Origin of the sequence: Nonomuraea soli (genome assembly GCF_013761175.1) — a bacterium.
GTDB classification, from domain to species: domain Bacteria; phylum Actinomycetota; class Actinomycetes; order Streptosporangiales; family Streptosporangiaceae; genus Nonomuraea; species Nonomuraea soli.
On record NZ_JACDUR010000004.1, the window covers coordinates 713505 to 731154 of the forward strand.

Consider the following 17650-nt stretch of genomic DNA (forward strand, 5'->3'; position numbering starts at 1 on the left):
CGCAACTCGGTCAAGTCATCGTAAAGTAGGCGCGACCTACGCGATGAGGAGTCCATGGGCGGTTTCGTGCGCACCCCTGAGAAGGGGATGGCCGAGGTGCGCTGGACCGGCGGAGTCTGGCGCCCCTCCGACGAGGACGTGCGCACCCTGCGCGGTCTGGAGATCGAGTGGCCGGAGGCGCGGGTGCCCCTCGACGGCCTGGCCCGGCTGGCCGCCTCGGGCGTGCCGCTCAGCGCGCAGCACGCCCCCTCCTGGGTGCCCGCCGGACTGGCCGCCGTCCTGACGGACCGGGCCTGGCTGGAGTGCGTGCCCGACGGCACCGCCCGCTGCGTGGCCGACCTGCGCCGCGAGGAGCACAGCGTGCGGTTGCGCCGCGCCGTGCTCCCGCTGCCCTCCCGCCCGTCGATCAGCATCGTGATGTCCACCATGCGCCCGTGGCTGGTCACCTCGGCTCTCGAGCAGATGGCCGCGCAGCGGCACGTCGAGGCCGAGATCGTGCTCGGCCTGCACGGCGTGCCCTTCGAGTCCGTACGGCAGGCGGTCGAGCGGTGCCCGCTGCCCGTCTCGTGGATCGAGGCCGACCAGGAGACGCCCTTCGGTGAGGTGCTCAACCAGGCCGTCGCGCGGGCCGCGGGCACCTATGTCGCCAAATGGGACGACGACGACTGGTACGGCGCCGAACACCTGGCCGACCTGCTGCGCGCCATGGACGCCAACGGAGCCGACGTGGTGGGAACCACGGGCGAGTTCTTCTACCTGGAACCGCTCGACGTGACCGTCAGGCGCACCCGCTTCGCCAGCGGCGCCGACTACCCGAGCGAGGTCTGGTCCGACCACGTCGCGGGCGGCACCATCTGCCTGGCCGCCGAGCGGCTGCGGGAGATCGGCGGGTTCCCCGCGCTTCCCCGCGCCGTCGACAAGCAGTTCCTCGCGGCCGCCACCGGCGCGGGCGCGCGGATCTACCGCACCCACGGACTCGGCTACATGCTGCGCCGCGCCTCCGGAACCCGGCACACCTGGCAACTGCCCCTGGCGCACTTCCTGCGCGTGCAGACCAGCCAGTGGCACGGCTTCCGCCCGAGCACGCTGATGGAGCGCTCATGCGCGTGAAAGGCAACGACTACCGCGCCCTGCGCCCGCCGGCGGGCGACTGGACGCCGACGCTGAGGGTGAGCGTGATCATCCCGGCCTACGGCGGGCAGGACAAGCTCGACCTGGTGCTGGAGGCCCTGCGCAGGCAGACGTATCCGGCCGCCCTGACCGAGGTCGTCGTCGTCGACAACGGCAGCTCGCCCCCGCTGGAGGTGCCGTCGTGGGTGAAGGCGGTGCACTGCCCGCAGCCCGGCCGCGCCACCGCCCGCAACGCGGGACTCGCGGTCGCCTCCGGCGACGTCATCCACTGGCTCGACTCCGACGTGCTGCTGCTGCCCGGCGCGCTGGAGGCGCACATGCGCTGGCACCACGCCGCGCCGTACCTCTCGGTCACCAGCATGATCCGCTTCACCTCCGCCCCGGTGCCCGCCGAGCTCCCGGACGACCTGGAAGCCGCCTTCGAGCCGGCGCAGCCGCACGGGTGGATCGTCGACCTGCTGGAACGCACCGACGGGCTGGTCGGCGGCACCCAGCGGCCCTTCAGCCTGCACGTCGGCGGGGCGACCTCGGTCAACGCGGCGCTCGTCGCCGCCGCCGGGCCGATGGACGAGGAGCTCATCCTCGGCCAGGACACCGAGATGGGTTACCGCCTGGCCCAGGCCGGCGCCGTGTTCGTGCCCGCGATGGACGCCCGCGCCTACCATCTCGGGCCCACCATGCGCATGCGCGACAAGGCGCCCATCGACCGGGTGAGCCACGCCTTCGTGGCCGACCGCATCCCCACCTACCGGTGGCTGCGCTCGCACCCGACCAGGCAGTGGAAGGTGCCGTACGTCGCGGCGGTGGTGCCGGCCGGTTCCTACGAGGAGACCCGCGCGACCGTCGACGCGCTGCTCGCCGGGACGATCGCCGACGTGACGGTCCTGCTGACCGGGCCGTGGGGCACGCTGGAGCAGGAACGCCGGGCGCCGCTCAAGGATCCCCGCCTGGACCTGGTGCTGCTGCGCGGGCACTACGCCCACGACGGGCGGGTCCGGCTCGTCGAGGAGGCCGTCCACGATCCCGCCGTGCCGTACGTCCTGCGCCTGCCCGCCGGATGGGTGCCGGGCGCCGACACCGTCGCCCGGCTGCTCGACCTGGCCGGCGACGAGGGCTACGGACTGGTCAACGTGCTGCTGTCTGAGGATCCCGAGGTCAGGGCCCGGCTGGAGCAGGCGTCCGCGTTCGCCCGCGCGGCCATCGTGGCACGGCCGGGGGAAGCGCTCGACGACGCCGTCGACGACGTGTCCGGCGTGGGCTGGGCCGACGGGGAGAGCTACGGGTTCGGGCGCGAACCCCGGCAGACGCCCGGACGGCGCAGCGCCTACCGTGCCCGGCTGGAGGCACAACGCGAGGCGGCCAGGCACGCCGCCGAGATCGCGCGGCTGACCGCCGAGATCGCGCGCCTGCGCGGCCAGGTCGACAAGTGGCGCACCGAGGCGTCCAGCTGGCGGCGCGCCTCCGTGGAACTGCGCCGTGAGGTGGGTGCGCTGCGGCGCCAGCTGGGTACGCTGCGGCGGCGCAGCTGGCGGAAGGTCGCCTCGTCCATCAAGCAGGTCGTGAAGAACCGCCTGCCGTAGCCGCCCCGCCCCCTAGTGGCGGTGCAGCGCCGAACGCAGCTTGCCGAACAGGCCCGCCGGGGGCTCGGCAGGAGCCTGGGCCGGCTGCGCGGGCCGGGCGGACGGCGAGGGTGTGGCGATCTTCGCGGATTCGGCGGGTTGCGCGGATTCGGCGGGCTGCCCGGTTCCGGCGGGCTTCGCGGATTCGGCGGGCTGCCCGGTTCCGGCGGGCTGCGCGGTTTTGGCGGGCTGCGCGGGCGTCTGTGCCGGTGCCGCAGGCTGCTTGGGAGGCGGCCAGTAGCGGCCGGGCTCGACGTGACGCACCCCGTGGGTCTGCTCGACCCGCCAGTCGACCGGGCCGCCCAGGAACCGGAGCCGGCCCAGCGCCGAGGTGCGCTCCAGGCGCGCGGAGCGCCCGCCGGGCAGGTCCACGACGAGCACCCCCGTCAGGTCCTCCTGCACCGTCTCGATCATCCGCTCCAGCGTGACGCGGTGCAGCGGCACCTCCAGCGGGCCGCTGTAGCGGAACGGGATCGGCGCGGGCGTGCGCGAGGCCTCGCCGATGAGCCGCACACGCTGGTCGTTGGCGAACAGGCCGCGCAGATGACGCAGGTCGAACGCCGGGTCGTCGAGCACCGGATGCCGCCCGTCGGAGAGCGACGCCCACGGCCCGACCAGCGTCACCACGACGTCGTGCAGCTTGCCGTCCAGCGCCGCCGAGACCGCCTCCCGCACCGCCGACGGCTCGGCGCCGGTGACGTCGTAGACGATCTCCACATAGGGCACCAGGTAGCTGCGCCCGCGGTCCTTGCGCAGGTCGCGGCGGAGCGGGATGCGCTGGGCCAGGAAGGGCTCCACCGCGCGGACCGCGCGGTCGCGGTCGACGTGCTGGGCGGGCAACCCCAGGTGGACGGCGAGCGCCTGCTCGTCGGGGATGAAGACCACGCCGTGCATGGCCAGCCGGTAGGCGAACTCGGTGTCCTCGCCACGCAGCACGTTCGGGTCGAGCCCGCCCACCTCGTCGAAGACGTCGCGCTTGAGCGACAGGGTGGGGCCGGTGCACACGTGGTACGGATTGCGGCTCTTGCGCAGGCCGTCGGTCCTGGCGATCGTCGCCTCGGTCGAGCTCGGCACGGCCCGCTCCAGGTCGAACAGCTCACCCAGGTCGCGGGCGTCGCGCACCTCCTCGGGAGTGGGCGCCTCGGGTTCGACGAAGAGCTTGCGGCCGATCGTCACCAGGTAACCGGCGAGGCTGTGCCAGCGGGCGAGCGCCTCGATGTGCGGGCGGGCGACGACCATGTCGGCGTCGAGGCGCTGGATGATCTCGCCCTCGGCGTGCCGTACGCCGGTGTTGACCGCGTTGGAGATGCCCCAGCCCGACTCCGGGCGGACGATGCGCGTGTTCGCCGGGCGCAGCTCCGGCAGGCGGGTGAGCGTGTCGCCGTCGTCGACGACCAGGACCTCCATGAGATGGTCCGGGTAGGTCTGCGCGGCCAGCGCGGCGAGCACCAGGTCCAGGTGCGGTGCGTTGTGCGCCGGGATGATCACGCTGACGGTGTCGGCCGGTGTCCAGGTGCCCAGGTCGGGCGGCGTCAGCGGCGAGAAGTCGTTCTGCCGCACCACGGGACGCGCTCTCATATCGATTTGACCCCCTAAGGGCGACCTTATCGATGATTGCTGGGGGTTGGCTGGAGAAGCGGGTGTCCAGAACGTGGACCGCACGCCTCATTCGCGGCCGGTTGGGCCTAGACTCAGTGGCCAATACCGCAGGTAGTGTCGCTAGGAGACGATCATGACCAGGGCGTGGCGCGGACTGATAGAGGAGTATCGAGACCGGCTGCCGGTCACGACGAAAACTCCTGTCGTCACGCTCCTCGAAGGCGGTACCCCGCTCGTCCCCGCACACCGCGTCTCCGCCCTCACGGGCTGCGAGGTCTACCTCAAGGTCGAGGGCCTCAACCCGACCGGCAGCTTCAAGGACCGCGGCATGACCATGGCCATCAGCAAGGCCGTGGAAGAGGGGGCCAAGGCGGTCATCTGCGCCTCCACCGGCAACACCTCGGCCTCCGCCGCCGCCTACGCCGTGCGCGCCGGGCTGACCTGCGCGGTGCTCGTGCCGCGCGGCAAGATCGCGATGGGCAAGCTCGCCCAGGCGCTCGTCCACGGCGCCACCCTGCTCCAGGTCGAGGGCTCCTTCGACGACTGCCTGGAGATGACACGCAAGCTGTCGGAGAACTACCCGATCGCGCTGGTCAATTCCGTCAACCCCTTCCGGCTCCAGGGTCAGAAGACCGCCGCCTTCGAGATCGTCGACACGCTCGGCGACGCGCCCGACATCCACTGCATCCCGGTGGGCAACGCGGGCAACATCTCGGCGTACTGGATGGGCTACCAGGAGTACTTCAGCGACTCCGTCTCGACGAAGACCCCGCGCATGTTCGGCTTCCAGGCCTCGGGCTCGGCGCCCATCGTCAACGGCGCGCCCGTGACCCACCCGCACACCATCGCCACCGCCATCCGCATCGGCAACCCCGCCTCCTGGCAGCTCGCCGAGGCCGCGCGCGACGAGTCGGGCGGCGTCATCGAGTCGGTGACCGACCGGCAGATCGCGGCGGCCTACAAGATCCTGGCCCAGGAGGAGGGTGTCTTCGTGGAGCTCGCCTCCGCCGCCTCCGTCGCCGGGCTGCTGCAGGCGCACGCCGCGGGCAAGGTCGAGCCGGGACAGAAGATCGTGTGCACCGTGACCGGCAACGGCCTCAAGGACCCCGACTGGGCCATCTCCGGAGCCCCCTCTCCGGTGACCATCCCGATCGACGTGCACGCGGCGGCCTCGGCCCTGTCGCTGGCCTGAAAGACGTTCCGCTCCGCGGCCAGAGCGCCGCGGCGCCCGGCTAGGAGTTGAATGAGCGTGAGCAAGGTCGTCGTGCGCGTGCCGGCGACATCCGCCAACCTGGGCCCCGGCTTCGACAGCCTGGGCCTGGCGCTGGCCCACCACGACCACGTCGAGGCGGAGCTCGTCGACGGGGAGAGCGCCGTCGTCGTCGAGGGCGCGGGCGCGGGGGAGGTCGGTGACGGCGAGGAGCATCTCATCGTGCGCGTGATGCGCACGACGTTCGCCCGCATGGGCGTCGACCAGCCGGCCGGCATCCGGCTGCGCTGCCGCAACATCATCCCGCACGCGCGGGGGATGGGCTCGTCGTCGGCGGCCATCGTGGCGGGCATCTACGCCGCCCGCGCTCTCGCCGGTGCGGCCCCGGACTCCGCGCCCGGCACCCTCGGCGATGGCGCTCCGGGCCGTGATGGTTCCGGCGCTCCAGGTCACGATGATTCGGGCGCTCCGGGCCGCGGTGGTTCCGGCGCCGCCGGTGATGGCGGTTCGGGTGGTGGTTCCGGCGCCGCCGGTGATGGCGGTTCGGGCGCTCCGGGTCATGATGGTTCCGGCGCCTCCGGTCGTGGGGGTTCCGGCGCCCGGCCGTCGACCGTCTTCACCGACGACGACGTGTTCGCGCTGGCGACCGAGCTGGAGGGGCACCCCGACAACGTCGCCCCCTGCATCTTCGGCGGCCTGACCATCTCGTGGAGCGACCAGTCCGGCATTCCGCGTATGGTGAAACTGACGCCCGATGCGGCGATTCAGCCCGTCGTCCTCATTCCGTCGTCGAGACTGTCGACGGAAACGGCACGCGGGCTGCTCCCGAAGGACGTGCCCCACAAGGACGCGTCCTTCAATTCAGGCCGATCCGCACTGCTGATCGCGGCGCTTACCCAGCGTCCGGAAAGCAGCCTCCTGCTGGCGGCCACCGAAGACCGGCTCCACCAGAATTACCGCGCGCCTGCGATGCGCAAGACCGCGGACCTGGTAGAACGGCTGAGGTCGCGGGGCGTGCCCGCGGTCGTCTCGGGCGCGGGTCCCACGATTCTGGTGTTTTCCACCACGGATACCCAGGATTTGATCGCGCCAGAAGTGGGTAATGACTGGCTCATCCAGCATTTGGACGTCGACCCGGATGGTGCGGGCGTTCAGGTCCCCGAGACACGCTGATGACTCTTTAGACCTTCAGGGAATAGCCGTGTGCGCTGGTGATGTTAGGCTGGTAGCCGCACCAGATGCCCCCATGGTGGGTGCGTGCTTGTCAGTCGTACATCGCTGCACCATGCTTGGGCGGCGCGGCTGTCTCCCCGGAATCCGTCGCTTCCGATCGGCCCACACCCGGTTGGCTCGACGAGAGGCGAAGACGACGGGGTCTGCGCGGTTCGATCCATCTGGCGACAGCAATCTGGGGGGCACTTCTCCTGCCGTCACCGTCCTGTGGCGGTCTGGACAAGCCCCTCCCCAAGCGTGGCGGCCTCTGGCCGAAGAACACAGATGTGCACCCCGACCCGGTCTGTCCTGCCGGATCGACAGCACCTCCGGGACGACCGGCGACACCTGCCGGCGCCCGACCCCTGGGAAGGACCTTTAGTTGAGCGACACCACCGAACTCCTCTCCGACGCAAGCGCGTCCGGCGACACCCCCACCCGCGCCGCGGCCAAGCCGCGTGCGCGTCGCTCCGGCACCGGCCTGTCCGCCAAGGTGCTGCCCGAGCTGCAGAAAATGGCTGCGGAGCTCGGCATCAGCGGGACCGGACGGATGCGGAAGAGCCAGCTCATCGCCGCGATCCAGGAGAAGACGGGTGAAGGGGCCCCCGCCCCCGCCGAGACGCCGGTTGCCTCGGCCGTCGCGGCGGAGCCGGCCGAGCGGCCCGCCCGTAGCCGCAGGGAGCGTTCCCGCGTCAAGGCCTCCGACGACGCTCCGGCGGCCCCTGCGCCCGCCGCCGAGCCCGTCGCGCCCGTCGTGGCCGCCGCCGAGCCGGTGGTCGCGGCCGCCGAGCCCGTCGTCGAGCAGCCCTCGGCCCACTCCTCCGACCAGGGCGAAGGCCGTGGCGAGCGGGAGAGCCGGCGCGAGCGCCGCAACCGCCGTGAGCGTGGCGAGCGCGGTGAGCGCACCGAGACCCGCGGCGACACCCGCCCCGACAACCGCAGCGACAGCCGTGGCGAGCGCCAGGAGCGTTCCGACCGCGGTGAGCGTTCCGACCGCGGCGGCCGCGACGACCGTGCTGAGCGCGGCGACCGCGCCGACCGTGGCGAGCGCGTCGAGCGCCAGGAGCGCGCCGACCGCGGTGACCGCGGCGACCAGCGCCAGGGCGGCGACAACCGCCAGCAGCAGGGCGGCAACGACCGCCAGCAGGGTGGCGGCTCGTCCTTCGACGACGACGACCGCGGTGGCCGTGGCCGCCGTGGCCGCCTGCGCGAGCGCAACCGTGGCAGGGGCCGCGAGCGCTTCGACAGCAACGAGCCGGTCATCGGCGACGACGATGTCCTGATCCCGATCGCGGGCATCCTCGACATCCTCGACAACTACGCCTTCGTGCGCACCAGCGGCTACCTGCCCGGATCCAACGACGTCTACGTGTCGCTGGCCCAGATCCGCCGCAACGGCCTGCGCAAGGGCGACGTCGTCACCGGCGCCGTGCGCCAGCCTCGCGACGGCGAGCGCCGCGAGAAGTTCAACGCCCTGGTCCGCCTCGACACCGTCAACGGCATGGACCCGGAGCAGGCGCGCAACCGCCCCGACTTCAACAAGCTCACGCCGCTCTACCCGCAGGAGCGCCTGCGGCTGGAGACCGAGCCGAACATCCTGACCACCAGGATCATCGACATGGTCTCGCCGATCGGCAAGGGCCAGCGTGGTCTGATCGTCTCGCCGCCCAAGGCCGGTAAGACGATGGTGCTGCAGTCGATCGCCAACGCGATCACCCGCAACAACCCCGAGTGCCACCTCATGGTCGTCCTCGTCGACGAGCGTCCCGAGGAAGTCACCGACATGCAGCGCTCGGTCAAGGGCGAGGTCATCCACTCGACCTTCGACCGTCCGGCCGAAGACCACACGACCGTCGCCGAGCTGGCCATCGAGCGTGCCAAGCGCCTGGTCGAGCTGGGCCACGACGTGGTCGTCCTGCTCGACTCGATCACCCGTCTGGGCCGCGCCTACAACCTGGCGGCCCCGGCTTCCGGCCGCATCCTGTCGGGTGGTGTCGACTCGACCGCGCTCTACCCGCCGAAGCGTTTCTTCGGCGCCGCGCGCAACATCGAGAACGGCGGCTCGCTGACCATCCTGGCGACCGCCCTCGTCGAGACCGGATCCAAGATGGACGAGGTCATCTTCGAGGAGTTCAAGGGCACCGGCAACATGGAGCTCAAGCTCAACCGGCAGCTCGCCGACAAGCGGATCTTCCCGGCCGTCGACGTCGACGCGTCCGGCACCCGCAAGGAAGAGATCCTCATGGCCAAGGAGGAGCTCCAGATCGTCTGGAAGCTCCGCCGGGTCCTCCACGCGCTCGACATGCAGCAGGCGCTGGAGCTTCTCCTGGAGAAGATGAAGGAGACCAAGTCCAACGCGGAGTTCCTGCTCCAGGTGCAGAAGACCACGGTCAGCAACGACCGCGACTGACGCTCCGTTCGACGAAGCGCCCCGGGTTCACGCCCGGGGCGCTTCGCCGTGTCCGGGGTGGTCGCGCATCACCCTCAGAGGCGAGGCCAAGAGTGGCGCCAGGCTCAGCGACTGCCCAGCCACGCAGCCGTGCCGTACCGCTCGTACGGCATGCGGGCCGATGAGTAGCTGCGCCGCGGTCTGGGCCGCGCTCAGGAGTCTCGTCTCCAGTGGGCCCGCTCGGTGCGTGATCGCCGCTGGGTGCCCGCCCGGCTGACCGCGTCGGAGGCGAGCAGGAGCCTGAAGCGGCGGTTGCCGCGCAGGCCGGCATCGGCTCGGTCTTCGGCGAACTGGATGATTCGGACAAGGGGTGTTCGCTCCCGGCGGCGAGGGTAAAACCACGGGTCGGGAATCCGGGTCGCTCCACTCCGCGCCGATCGTGCCCGGTCAGGCAGCCGAAGGGGAGTGGGGCATGCTCAAAGACCGGGTGCCGATGGGCCCGAACGGGCCTATCGGGGTGGTGGTCGATCCCCGCACCTGGCGCGCCGTGCCGTACCTTCTGGTCAGCCTGGCGCTGGGGACCGGCTGGTTCGTGCTGCTGGTCACGGCGGTGCCGCTCTCGCTGGCCCTCGTTCTGGTCTGGGTGGGTCTGCCGCTGTTACTGGCGACGATGTTGCTGTGGCGGGGCGCGGCGATGCTCGAACGCAGGCTGCTCGGCCTCACGCTGGGCGTGCGCATCCGCGACCCCTACCGGCGCCGGCCGCGGCGCGGGCTGGTGCGCTGGGTGGTCACCGACCCCGCGACCTGGAAGGACCTGGGCTACCTGCTGCTGTACTTCCCGCTGAGCCTCGTCGAGTTCGTCGCCTCGGCGACGTTGTGGGCGCTGACCGTGGGGCTGCTCAGCGCGCCCCTGACGCTGGCGCTGGGCGAGCGGCCGAGTTTCGCGGGAGTCGTCCTGGCCGACGGCTGGCCGCAGAGCGTGCTGGCCGGCGTCGCGGGAGTGGTCGCCCTGGTCGTCACCCTCTACGCCGTCAAGGGCATGGCCTGGCTGCACGGCACGCTCGCGGCGCTGCTGCTCGGCGGCAGCGAGGTGGAACGGCTGCGCGCCTCGCGCAAGCGCGGCATCGACGCCGCCGAGGCCGAACGGCGCAGGATCGAACGTGACCTGCACGACGGCGCCCAGCAGCGGCTGCTCGCCGTCGCGGTCGACCTGGGCCGGGCGCAGGCTAAGTTCGACGCGGCGCCGGAGGAGGCCCGCGAGCTGCTCGTCCAGGCGCACGTCGGCACCCGCCAGGCGATCGCCGAGCTGCGTGACCTCGCCAGGGGCATCCATCCGGCGATCCTCACAGAACGAGGCCTCGACGCGGCCCTGTCGGCCCTGGCCGCCAGAGCGCCGTTCCGCGTCGACGTCTCCATGGAGATCATCGACCGGCCGCCACCGGCGGTGGAGAGCATCGCCTACTTCACCGTCGCCGAGGCCCTGACGAACATGGCCAGGCACTCCGGCGCCACGGAGGCCTCCGTCCGGGTGACGCGAGACGACCAGGTGGTGATCGTGGAAGTGCTCGACAACGGTGTCGGCGGCGCGGCCGTACGGCACGGCGGCGGGCTCTCGGGCCTGGCCGACCGGGCGGCGACCATCGACGGGCTGCTGACCGTCAACAGCCCCGCGGGCGGCCCCACCCTGCTGAGAGCGGAGCTGCCATGCGAGTGGTGATCGCCGAGGACTCCGTGCTGCTGCGCGAGGGAGTCGTCCGGCTGCTGGCCGACGGCGGCATCGAGACGCTCGCGGCCGTGTCGGACGGCGCCGCGCTGGTGGCCGCCGTCCAGGACCTGCGGCCCGACCTCGCCATCGTCGACGTACGCATGCCGCCGGGCTTCACCGACGAGGGCCTGCGTGCGGCGCTGCGCATCCGCCGGATCCTGCCGGTCTTCCCCGTGCTGGTGTTGTCGCAGTACGTGGAGGAGCACTACGCGGCCGAGCTGATCGGGCCTGGGGTGGGCTACCTGCTGAAGGAGCGGATCTCGGAGGTCGCGGAGTTCCTCGACGCGGTGCGCCGGGTGGCCTCGGGCGGGACCCTCGTCGATCCGGAGGTGATCTCGCAGCTGCTCGGGCGGCAGAGGAGGGGTAGCGTGCTCGACTCGCTGTCGCCGCGGGAGCGGGAGGTGCTGGGGCTGATGGCGGAGGGGAGGTCGAACACGGCCATCGCGGGGCGGCTGGCGGTGACGGAGGGGGCGGTGGAGAAACACATTTCCGGAATTTTCGGGAAATTGCGCCTCGGCCCCGAACCCGACGACCACCGCCGGGTACTCGCCGTCCTGACGTTCCTCGGTACGGCGAGCACCCGATCGGGGCTCGGCTGACGTCCTACGTGTGCGGTGGGACGCCCGTTCTCTGTGCTGCCGGGCGTCCGGTGTGCGGTGGGACGCCCGCTTTCTGTGCTGCCGGGCGTCCGATGTGCGGTGGGACGCCCGGCTCCTCGGCTAGCGGATGTCCACCAGCTTCGAGGTGGCGTACGACTTCTTGGTCTTGCTGGTGCCCGGCACGATCACGCGCCAGTAGCCGTCGTACTTCTGCTTCACGTTCTTCTGCCAGATGCCCGTGGAGGTGGTCTTGACGAAGCCCATGAAGGTGAAGCTCTTCTTGCCCTTCTTCTTGAAGTAGAGCTCGAGGATCTTGCCGCTGTAGCCCTTGGTGCCGCGGTAGGCCTTGCCGGAGAGCTTGAAGGCCTTGGAGAGCTTGGCCTTGGCGGGCGCCTTGATGGTGATGCGCGACTTGGTCTTGGTGGCGATGCCGTCGACGGGGGCGACGACCGTGAAGTTGTGGCCGGTGGCCTCGATCTGCTCGTTGTTACGCGTGGCCTTGACGACGAAGTACCAGCTGCCAGGCGTCGTGTCGTCGGCGAGGTGGGCGGTGTTGCGGTAGAGGCCGTCGCCGTCCTGGTAGAGCGGGACGTTGACCCACATGGTGCCGTCGTGCGAGCGAAGCTCCATGCTGACGTTCTTGGCGTTCTTGACCTCGGCGACGACCTTCAGCGGGACGTCGACGCCCTTCTTGAGCTGGACGGTCGTGGGGGAGACGGTGCCGGAGGCGACGGCCGACTGTCCGGCGACCGCGAACTCCTTGCAGCTCTCCGTGCTGCCGGAGGCCCGGGCGACGGTGACCTTGAGCTTCCAGTTGCCGACCTTGTCCTTGTTGGACTCCTTGATGAGGAAGGAGCCCTTCACCTCGGCGGTCGTCGGCGCGCTCGGCGTGTGGGTGAAGGGGGCGGGGGTCTCGCCGGGGTTGGGGATGAGCGGCGGCTTGACCACGTGGTTCGGCGGGGGAACGGCGGTGTCGAGGGTCACGGCGGGTCCCGCGGCGTCCCCGGTCATGAGGACCTGGACCTGGACCGACGTGATGGTCGGCGCGACGTGGTAGCTCTCGGAGCCGGCGGCGCCGGTCGTCACCACCGGGTAGCCCTTGTCCGTGGGAGGGCCGTAGGGGTCCTTGAGCGTGAACGAGAACGCGACCTTGTTGTCATCCTTGAGGGGGACGTAGGCGTCACCCACGGTGATCGTTGACACGTCCGTCGACAACCCGCACGCAGCCGCCGTGGCCTGAGCCGTCGCGGGCACGGCGGCGGCAGCCCCGAGGCCGGTCGAGAAGACCGCTGCCCCGGCTACGGTCGCGAAGAACGACCGCATCCTTCTGTTCATCTGATGGGGTTCCTTTAACTCGGTCAACCTGGGGGAAAAGTTGCGGTTTGGGCACCGGAGCCTAGTGTGACGGAAGTGACACGTCCATATCCCGCCTTCCGGCCTGCCGAGGAATGCCTCGTGGCCTGGGATGGTTCAACCATCTGGCACACTGGTAGCTGAACCGTCGCGGTACCGGTTCCCGCCCGCGCGCACCCCGTGTGCGACTGCGCGCAAAGCCGTACGAATCACTTGGCGACCCGGCGACCGCACCTCGAAAGGACAGCAATGAAGAAGGACATTCACCCCGACTACCACGTGACGCAGGTCAGCTGCGCGTGCGGTAGCTCCTTCACGACCCGCAGCACCGCGAAGAACGGCGTCATCCACGCCGACGTGTGCTCGGCCTGCCACCCGTTCTACACGGGCAAGCAGAAGATCCTCGACACCGGCGGCCGCGTGGCCCGCTTCGAGAAGCGGTTCGGCAAGAAGGCTTAGCTTCCCAAACGCCGGTCCGGGCGCGCGTGATCAGCGCGCCCCGGGCCGGCGTTTGTCGGTTCCACAGCGAAAGCCCATTCAAGGAGAAGCACGGTGAACCTGGACGAGTTGCTCAAGGAGTATTCCGAGCTGGAGCTGCAGCTCGCCGACCCCGCCGTGCACGCCGACCAGAACAAGGCGCGCACGCTGGGCAAGCGCTATGCCCAGCTGACCCCGATCGTCGGCACCTACCGCGAGCTCGACAGCGTTCGCGACGACCTCGCCACGGCCAAGGAGCTGGCGGCGGAGGACGAAGGGTTCGCCGAGGAGGCCGCGGAGCTCGAGGAACGCATCCCCAAGCTGGAGGAGCGCCTCAAACACCTGCTCATCCCGCGTGATCCCAACGATGACAAGGACATCATCATGGAGATCAAGGCGGGCGAGGGCGGTGAGGAGTCCGCGCTGTTCGCGGGCGACCTGCTGCGCATGTATCTCCGCTACGCCGAGCGCCTCGGCTGGAAGACCGAGATCATCGAGGCCCAGCACTCCGACCTGGGCGGCTACAAGGACGTCACCGTCGGCATCAAGGCCAAGGGCGACGAGGGCGTGTGGTCGCGGCTGAAGTACGAAGGCGGCGTGCACCGCGTGCAGCGTGTCCCCGCCACCGAGTCGCAGGGCCGCATCCACACCAGCGCCACGGGCGTGCTGGTCTACCCGGAGGCGGAGGAGGTCGACGTCCAGATCGACGCCAACGACCTGCGCATCGACGTCTACCGTTCGAGCGGCCCCGGCGGCCAGTCGGTCAACACCACCGACTCCGCCGTACGGATCACGCACCTGCCCACGGGCGTCGTCGTCAGCTGCCAGAACGAAAAGAGCCAGCTGCAGAACAAGGAGTCGGCGCTGCGCATCCTGCGAGCCCGGCTGCTGTCGCTCGCCCAGGAGCAGGCCGACGCCGCAGCCCAGGCCGAGCGCAAGTCGCAGGTGCGCACGATGGACCGCAGCGAGCGCATCCGCACCTACAACTTCCCGGAAAACCGCATCTCCGACCACCGCGTCGGCTTCAAGGCGTATAACCTCGACCAGGTCCTTGACGGCGAGCTGAACGCCGTCACCCAAGCCCTCATCGACGCCGAGATGGCGGAGAAGCTCGCCGCACACACATGACATTTCTAATGGACGAAATCGCACACGCCACAGCCCGCCTGGCTGAGGCAGGCGTCCCCTCACCGCGCACCGACGCCGAGGAGATCGCCGCGTTCGTCCATGGCGTGCGCCGGAGCGAGCTGCACACGGTCGGAGACTCCGACTTCGACGCGCTCTTCTGGGAGGGCATCGCGCGCCGCGAGGCGCGCGAGCCCCTGCAGCACATCACCGGCAAGGCCTACTTCCGCTACCTGGAGCTGAACGTCGGCCCCGGCGTGTTCGTGCCGCGCCCCGAGACCGAGGTCATGGCCGGCTGGGCCATCGAGACCCTGCGCGCGATGGACGTCAACGAGCCCCTCGTCGTCGACCTCGGCACCGGCTCCGGCGCGATCGCCCTGTCGATCGCCCAGGAGGTCGCGCTGGCCGAGGTGCACGCGGTGGAGATCGACCCCGACGCGTACGGCTGGGCCAAGCGCAACATCACCGAGCTCGGACAGGGCAGGGTGCACCTGCACCCGGAAGACCTCACCAGCGCGCTGCCCGAGCTCAACGGCAAGGTCGACCTGGTCATCTCCAACCCGCCCTACATCCCGCCCGGCGCCATCCCGCGCGACCCCGAGGTGCGCGACTACGACCCCAAGCGGGCGTTGTACGGCACCGGAGACGACGGCCTGGGCGAGGTCAGAGCCGTCGAGAGCACCGCGCGCAGGCTGCTCAGGCCGGGCGGCTGGGTCGCGGTCGAACACGCCGACGAGCAAGGCCAGTCGGTGTACCTGCTCTTCCCCGAATCGCAGGGCTGGCGCGACACGCGGCTGCGCCAGGACCTGACACGCCGAGACCGGTTCGTCACGGCCAGGCTGGACCAAGGATAGGAAGAGGCGTCATGGCGGTTTTCGACTGTTCAGATCCCGATCAGCGGGCGGCCGGCATCCTCGAGGCCGCGGCAGCCGTACGGCGTGGCGAACTCGTCGTGATGCCCACCGACACGGTCTACGGCATCGGCGCCGACGCCTTCGTCCACGCGGCCGTCGCCTCGCTGCTCGACACCAAGGGCCGCGGCCGCGAGATGCCGCCGCCCGTCCTGGTCGGCACCGTACGCGCCGCCACCGCTCTGGTCGAGGAGATGGGCCCGTACGGCCAGGACCTCATCGACGCCTTCTGGCCGGGACCGCTCACCATCGTCGTCAAGTCCAACCGCGCCCTGTCGTGGGACCTGGGCGACACCAAGGGCACCGTGGCCATCCGCATGCCGCTGCACCCTGTCGCGCTCGACCTGCTCAAGGAGACCGGCCCCATGGCCGTGTCCAGCGCCAACCGCTCCGGCGCCCCGGCCGCCACCACCGCCGCCAACGCCGAGGAGCAGCTGGGCGACTCGGTCGCCGTCTACCTCGACGGCGGTCCCTGCGCCGACGACGTGCCCTCGACCATCATCGACCTGACCACGGCCATCCCGCGCCTGCTCAGGAAGGGCGCGATCCCGGTGGAGAAGCTGCGCGGCATCGTCGGATACGTCGCCACCGACGCGTGAGTCGATACCTTCTGCTTATCCCGCCGGTGTGATCAGCCGCCGCCGACCTACCGTGTGTGGGTGGCGAAATTCGACGGCATGGACCCCAAGCTGGTGCGCGAGCTGCTGGCGGAGGTACGGCACGCGGCCGTGCAGATGCGCCAGATCGAGGGCAGGATCTCGCAGCTCACCGGCGGGGCGGGGCTGGCAGTGCAGGCCGGGCAGCGACCCGGGCAGGTGGCCGACTCGTGTGACGAGATGGTGCGCGATGTGACGACCCGGCTGGAGCTGCTGGAGAAGCGCGAGGACTCGGGGAACTCGACGCCGGTCTCGGGAGGCGAGTCGACCACGCCCGCCGACGACAAGCCGGAGGCGTCGAAGCCCGCTGACGACGGGAAACCGGAGGCGTCGAAGCCGGCCGATGACGGGAAACCGGAAGCTTCCAAGCCGGCGGAGGACAAACCCGACGAGTCCAAGCCTGAGGCGTCCAAGCCCGCCGAGGACAAGCCCGACGCCACCAAGCCCGCCGAGGACAAGCCCGACGCCACCAAACCGGCCGACGACGGCAAGCCGGTGCAGGAGAAGCCGGACGCGACCCCCGGCCCCGACACCGCGAAGGACGGCGCCGACACCCAGGTGGCCGATCCTCCGGCCACCCGCGACGACACCCCGGCCAAGGACCACCCCGACGACCTGGCCATCGGCAAACCCCAGGTCGTCGAGATCGACGGCGTGAAGGTGCTGCAGGTCCCGGTCGACCAGCCGACGGCCAAGGAGATCGAGGACCTGCTGGCCAAGATGGACCAGGTCCAGCCCGTCGACATGCCGGGGCAGGAGCAGGGGCCGCAGGTGCAGCCCGCCGACGACGGCGACGTCAAGAAGTGGGCCGCCGACGGCAGCGACGTCGTCTCGGTGGAGGCCAACAGGCTCACTCCGGCGGAGCTGAAGGAGCTGATCGAGAAGAGCTCCGAGATCCCGCCGATGGAGATGCCGAGTGTGGAGGTGCCCAAGGGGGAGTGGGGCAAGGGCGACTGGGCGCCGGAGAACATCAAGCCCGACGGCCCTCCTGGATCGGTGGATCCGGGCGGTCCCGCGACGCAGAGCACGACGGCGGGCGGCGACACCCCGCAGACCACACCGACCACCGGCGACGCCGCCCAGGGCACGCCGATCGCCGCTCAGGGCACGCCGGTCCCGGCCCAGGGCACGCCGGTCGGCTCGCAGGGGACGCCGCAGCTTGACGGGAGCCCTGGGCAGGCCGAGCCGGCGGTGGCGGGTTCGCCGGTTCAGGTGCTGCCCATCGCGACGGGCGGGGACCCGGCGCTGCTGGGGCCGCTCGCCGGTGGCAGCAACGGTGACGTGCAGCAGTGGGCCAACGACGGCAGCGACGTCGTGTCGGTGGAGGCCGACCGGCTCACTCCGGCGGAGTTGAAGGAGCTGATCGAGAAGAGCTCCGAGATCCCGCCGATGGAGATGCCGAGTGTGGAGGTGCCCAAGGGGGAGTGGGGCAAGGGCGAGTGGGTGCCGGAGGACATCAAGCCCGACGGCCCCCCGGGCTCGGTCGACCCGGGCGCCCCGGCCTGACCCGCGCCCGGGAGCTACGGCCAACAGGCCGCAGCGCCCGGTGCCACGGCCCGCAAGCCCGCCCGCCCGGCGCTACGGCGCGTGGCCGCAGCGCCGTC

At 70.9% G+C, this 17650-nt stretch carries 14 protein-coding genes; 12 read left to right on the top strand and 2 right to left on the bottom strand.

What is annotated here, in order from left to right:
* Positions 1-54: 54 nt before the first annotated feature.
* Together HNR30_RS21730 and HNR30_RS21735 are read left to right on the top strand one after the other, a co-directional pair.
* Positions 55-1110 carry a glycosyltransferase gene (locus HNR30_RS21730; protein WP_181611730.1) on the top strand — a complete coding sequence of 352 codons (1056 nt, stop codon included), beginning with the start codon at positions 55-57 and terminating at the stop codon, positions 1108-1110.
* Positions 1101-2711 carry a glycosyltransferase family 2 protein gene (locus HNR30_RS21735; RefSeq protein WP_181611731.1) on the top strand — a complete coding sequence of 537 codons (1611 nt, stop codon included), beginning with the start codon at positions 1101-1103 and terminating at the stop codon, positions 2709-2711. Before HNR30_RS21730 ends, HNR30_RS21735 begins: the two co-directional genes overlap by 10 nt.
* 12 nt (positions 2712-2723) lie before the next feature.
* Here the strand turns inward: HNR30_RS21735 and HNR30_RS21740 are convergent, their stop codons facing one another.
* Entirely contained in the window at positions 2724-4328 is a 1605-nt protein-coding gene (locus HNR30_RS21740) for a glycosyltransferase family 2 protein (protein ID WP_181611732.1), read from the bottom strand.
* A gap of 154 nt (positions 4329-4482) precedes the next feature.
* Between HNR30_RS21740 and thrC the strand changes: the two genes are divergently transcribed.
* The 5 genes from thrC (at position 4483) to HNR30_RS21770 (ending at position 11524) form a co-directional block, all read left to right on the top strand.
* Positions 4483-5541 carry a threonine synthase gene (gene thrC / locus HNR30_RS21745; RefSeq protein WP_181611733.1) on the top strand — a complete coding sequence of 353 codons (1059 nt, stop codon included), beginning with the start codon at positions 4483-4485 and terminating at the stop codon, positions 5539-5541.
* Positions 5542-5598: 57 nt separating this feature from the next.
* Positions 5599-6732, top strand: coding sequence for a homoserine kinase (locus HNR30_RS48015; protein ID WP_344982132.1), 1134 nt, complete (start codon positions 5599-5601; stop codon positions 6730-6732).
* Positions 6733-7153: 421 nt separating this feature from the next.
* Positions 7154-9181, top strand: a complete 2028-nt coding sequence (gene rho, locus HNR30_RS21760; protein ID WP_181611734.1) for a transcription termination factor Rho — start codon at positions 7154-7156, stop codon at positions 9179-9181.
* A 451-nt stretch (positions 9182-9632) separates the two neighbouring features.
* Complete coding sequence (locus HNR30_RS21765; RefSeq protein WP_220133805.1) at positions 9633-10877, top strand: sensor histidine kinase; 1245 nt, start codon at positions 9633-9635, stop codon at positions 10875-10877.
* Positions 10865-11524 (top strand): response regulator transcription factor, encoded by a 660-nt coding sequence (locus HNR30_RS21770; RefSeq protein ID WP_181611735.1) that lies wholly within the window; start codon positions 10865-10867, stop codon positions 11522-11524. Before HNR30_RS21765 ends, HNR30_RS21770 begins: the two co-directional genes overlap by 13 nt.
* Positions 11525-11644: 120 nt before the next feature.
* On the opposite strand, the gene HNR30_RS21775 is transcribed toward HNR30_RS21770, so the two are convergent.
* A complete protein-coding gene (locus tag HNR30_RS21775) occupies positions 11645-12859 on the bottom strand; it encodes a hypothetical protein (RefSeq protein ID WP_181611736.1) in 1215 nt (404 codons plus the stop codon).
* A gap of 267 nt (positions 12860-13126) precedes the next feature.
* Between HNR30_RS21775 and rpmE the strand changes: the two genes are divergently transcribed.
* The 5 genes from rpmE (at position 13127) to HNR30_RS21800 (ending at position 17552) form a co-directional block, all read left to right on the top strand.
* On the top strand, positions 13127-13336 hold the full coding sequence (gene rpmE, locus HNR30_RS21780; protein ID WP_181611737.1) for a 50S ribosomal protein L31: 210 nt from the start codon (positions 13127-13129) through the stop codon (positions 13334-13336).
* Between the two features lie 93 nt (positions 13337-13429).
* A complete protein-coding gene (gene prfA / locus HNR30_RS21785; protein ID WP_181611738.1) occupies positions 13430-14482 on the top strand; it encodes a peptide chain release factor 1 in 1053 nt (350 codons plus the stop codon).
* Entirely contained in the window at positions 14479-15333 is an 855-nt protein-coding gene (gene prmC, locus HNR30_RS21790) for a peptide chain release factor N(5)-glutamine methyltransferase (protein WP_181611739.1), read from the top strand. The genes prfA and prmC overlap by 4 nt, the downstream gene beginning before the upstream one ends.
* 11 nt (positions 15334-15344) lie before the next feature.
* Positions 15345-15989, top strand: a complete 645-nt coding sequence (locus HNR30_RS21795; RefSeq protein ID WP_181611740.1) for an L-threonylcarbamoyladenylate synthase — start codon at positions 15345-15347, stop codon at positions 15987-15989.
* 60 nt (positions 15990-16049) lie between these two features.
* A complete protein-coding gene (locus HNR30_RS21800) occupies positions 16050-17552 on the top strand; it encodes a hypothetical protein (protein WP_181611741.1) in 1503 nt (500 codons plus the stop codon).
* Positions 17553-17650 lie beyond the last annotated feature (98 nt).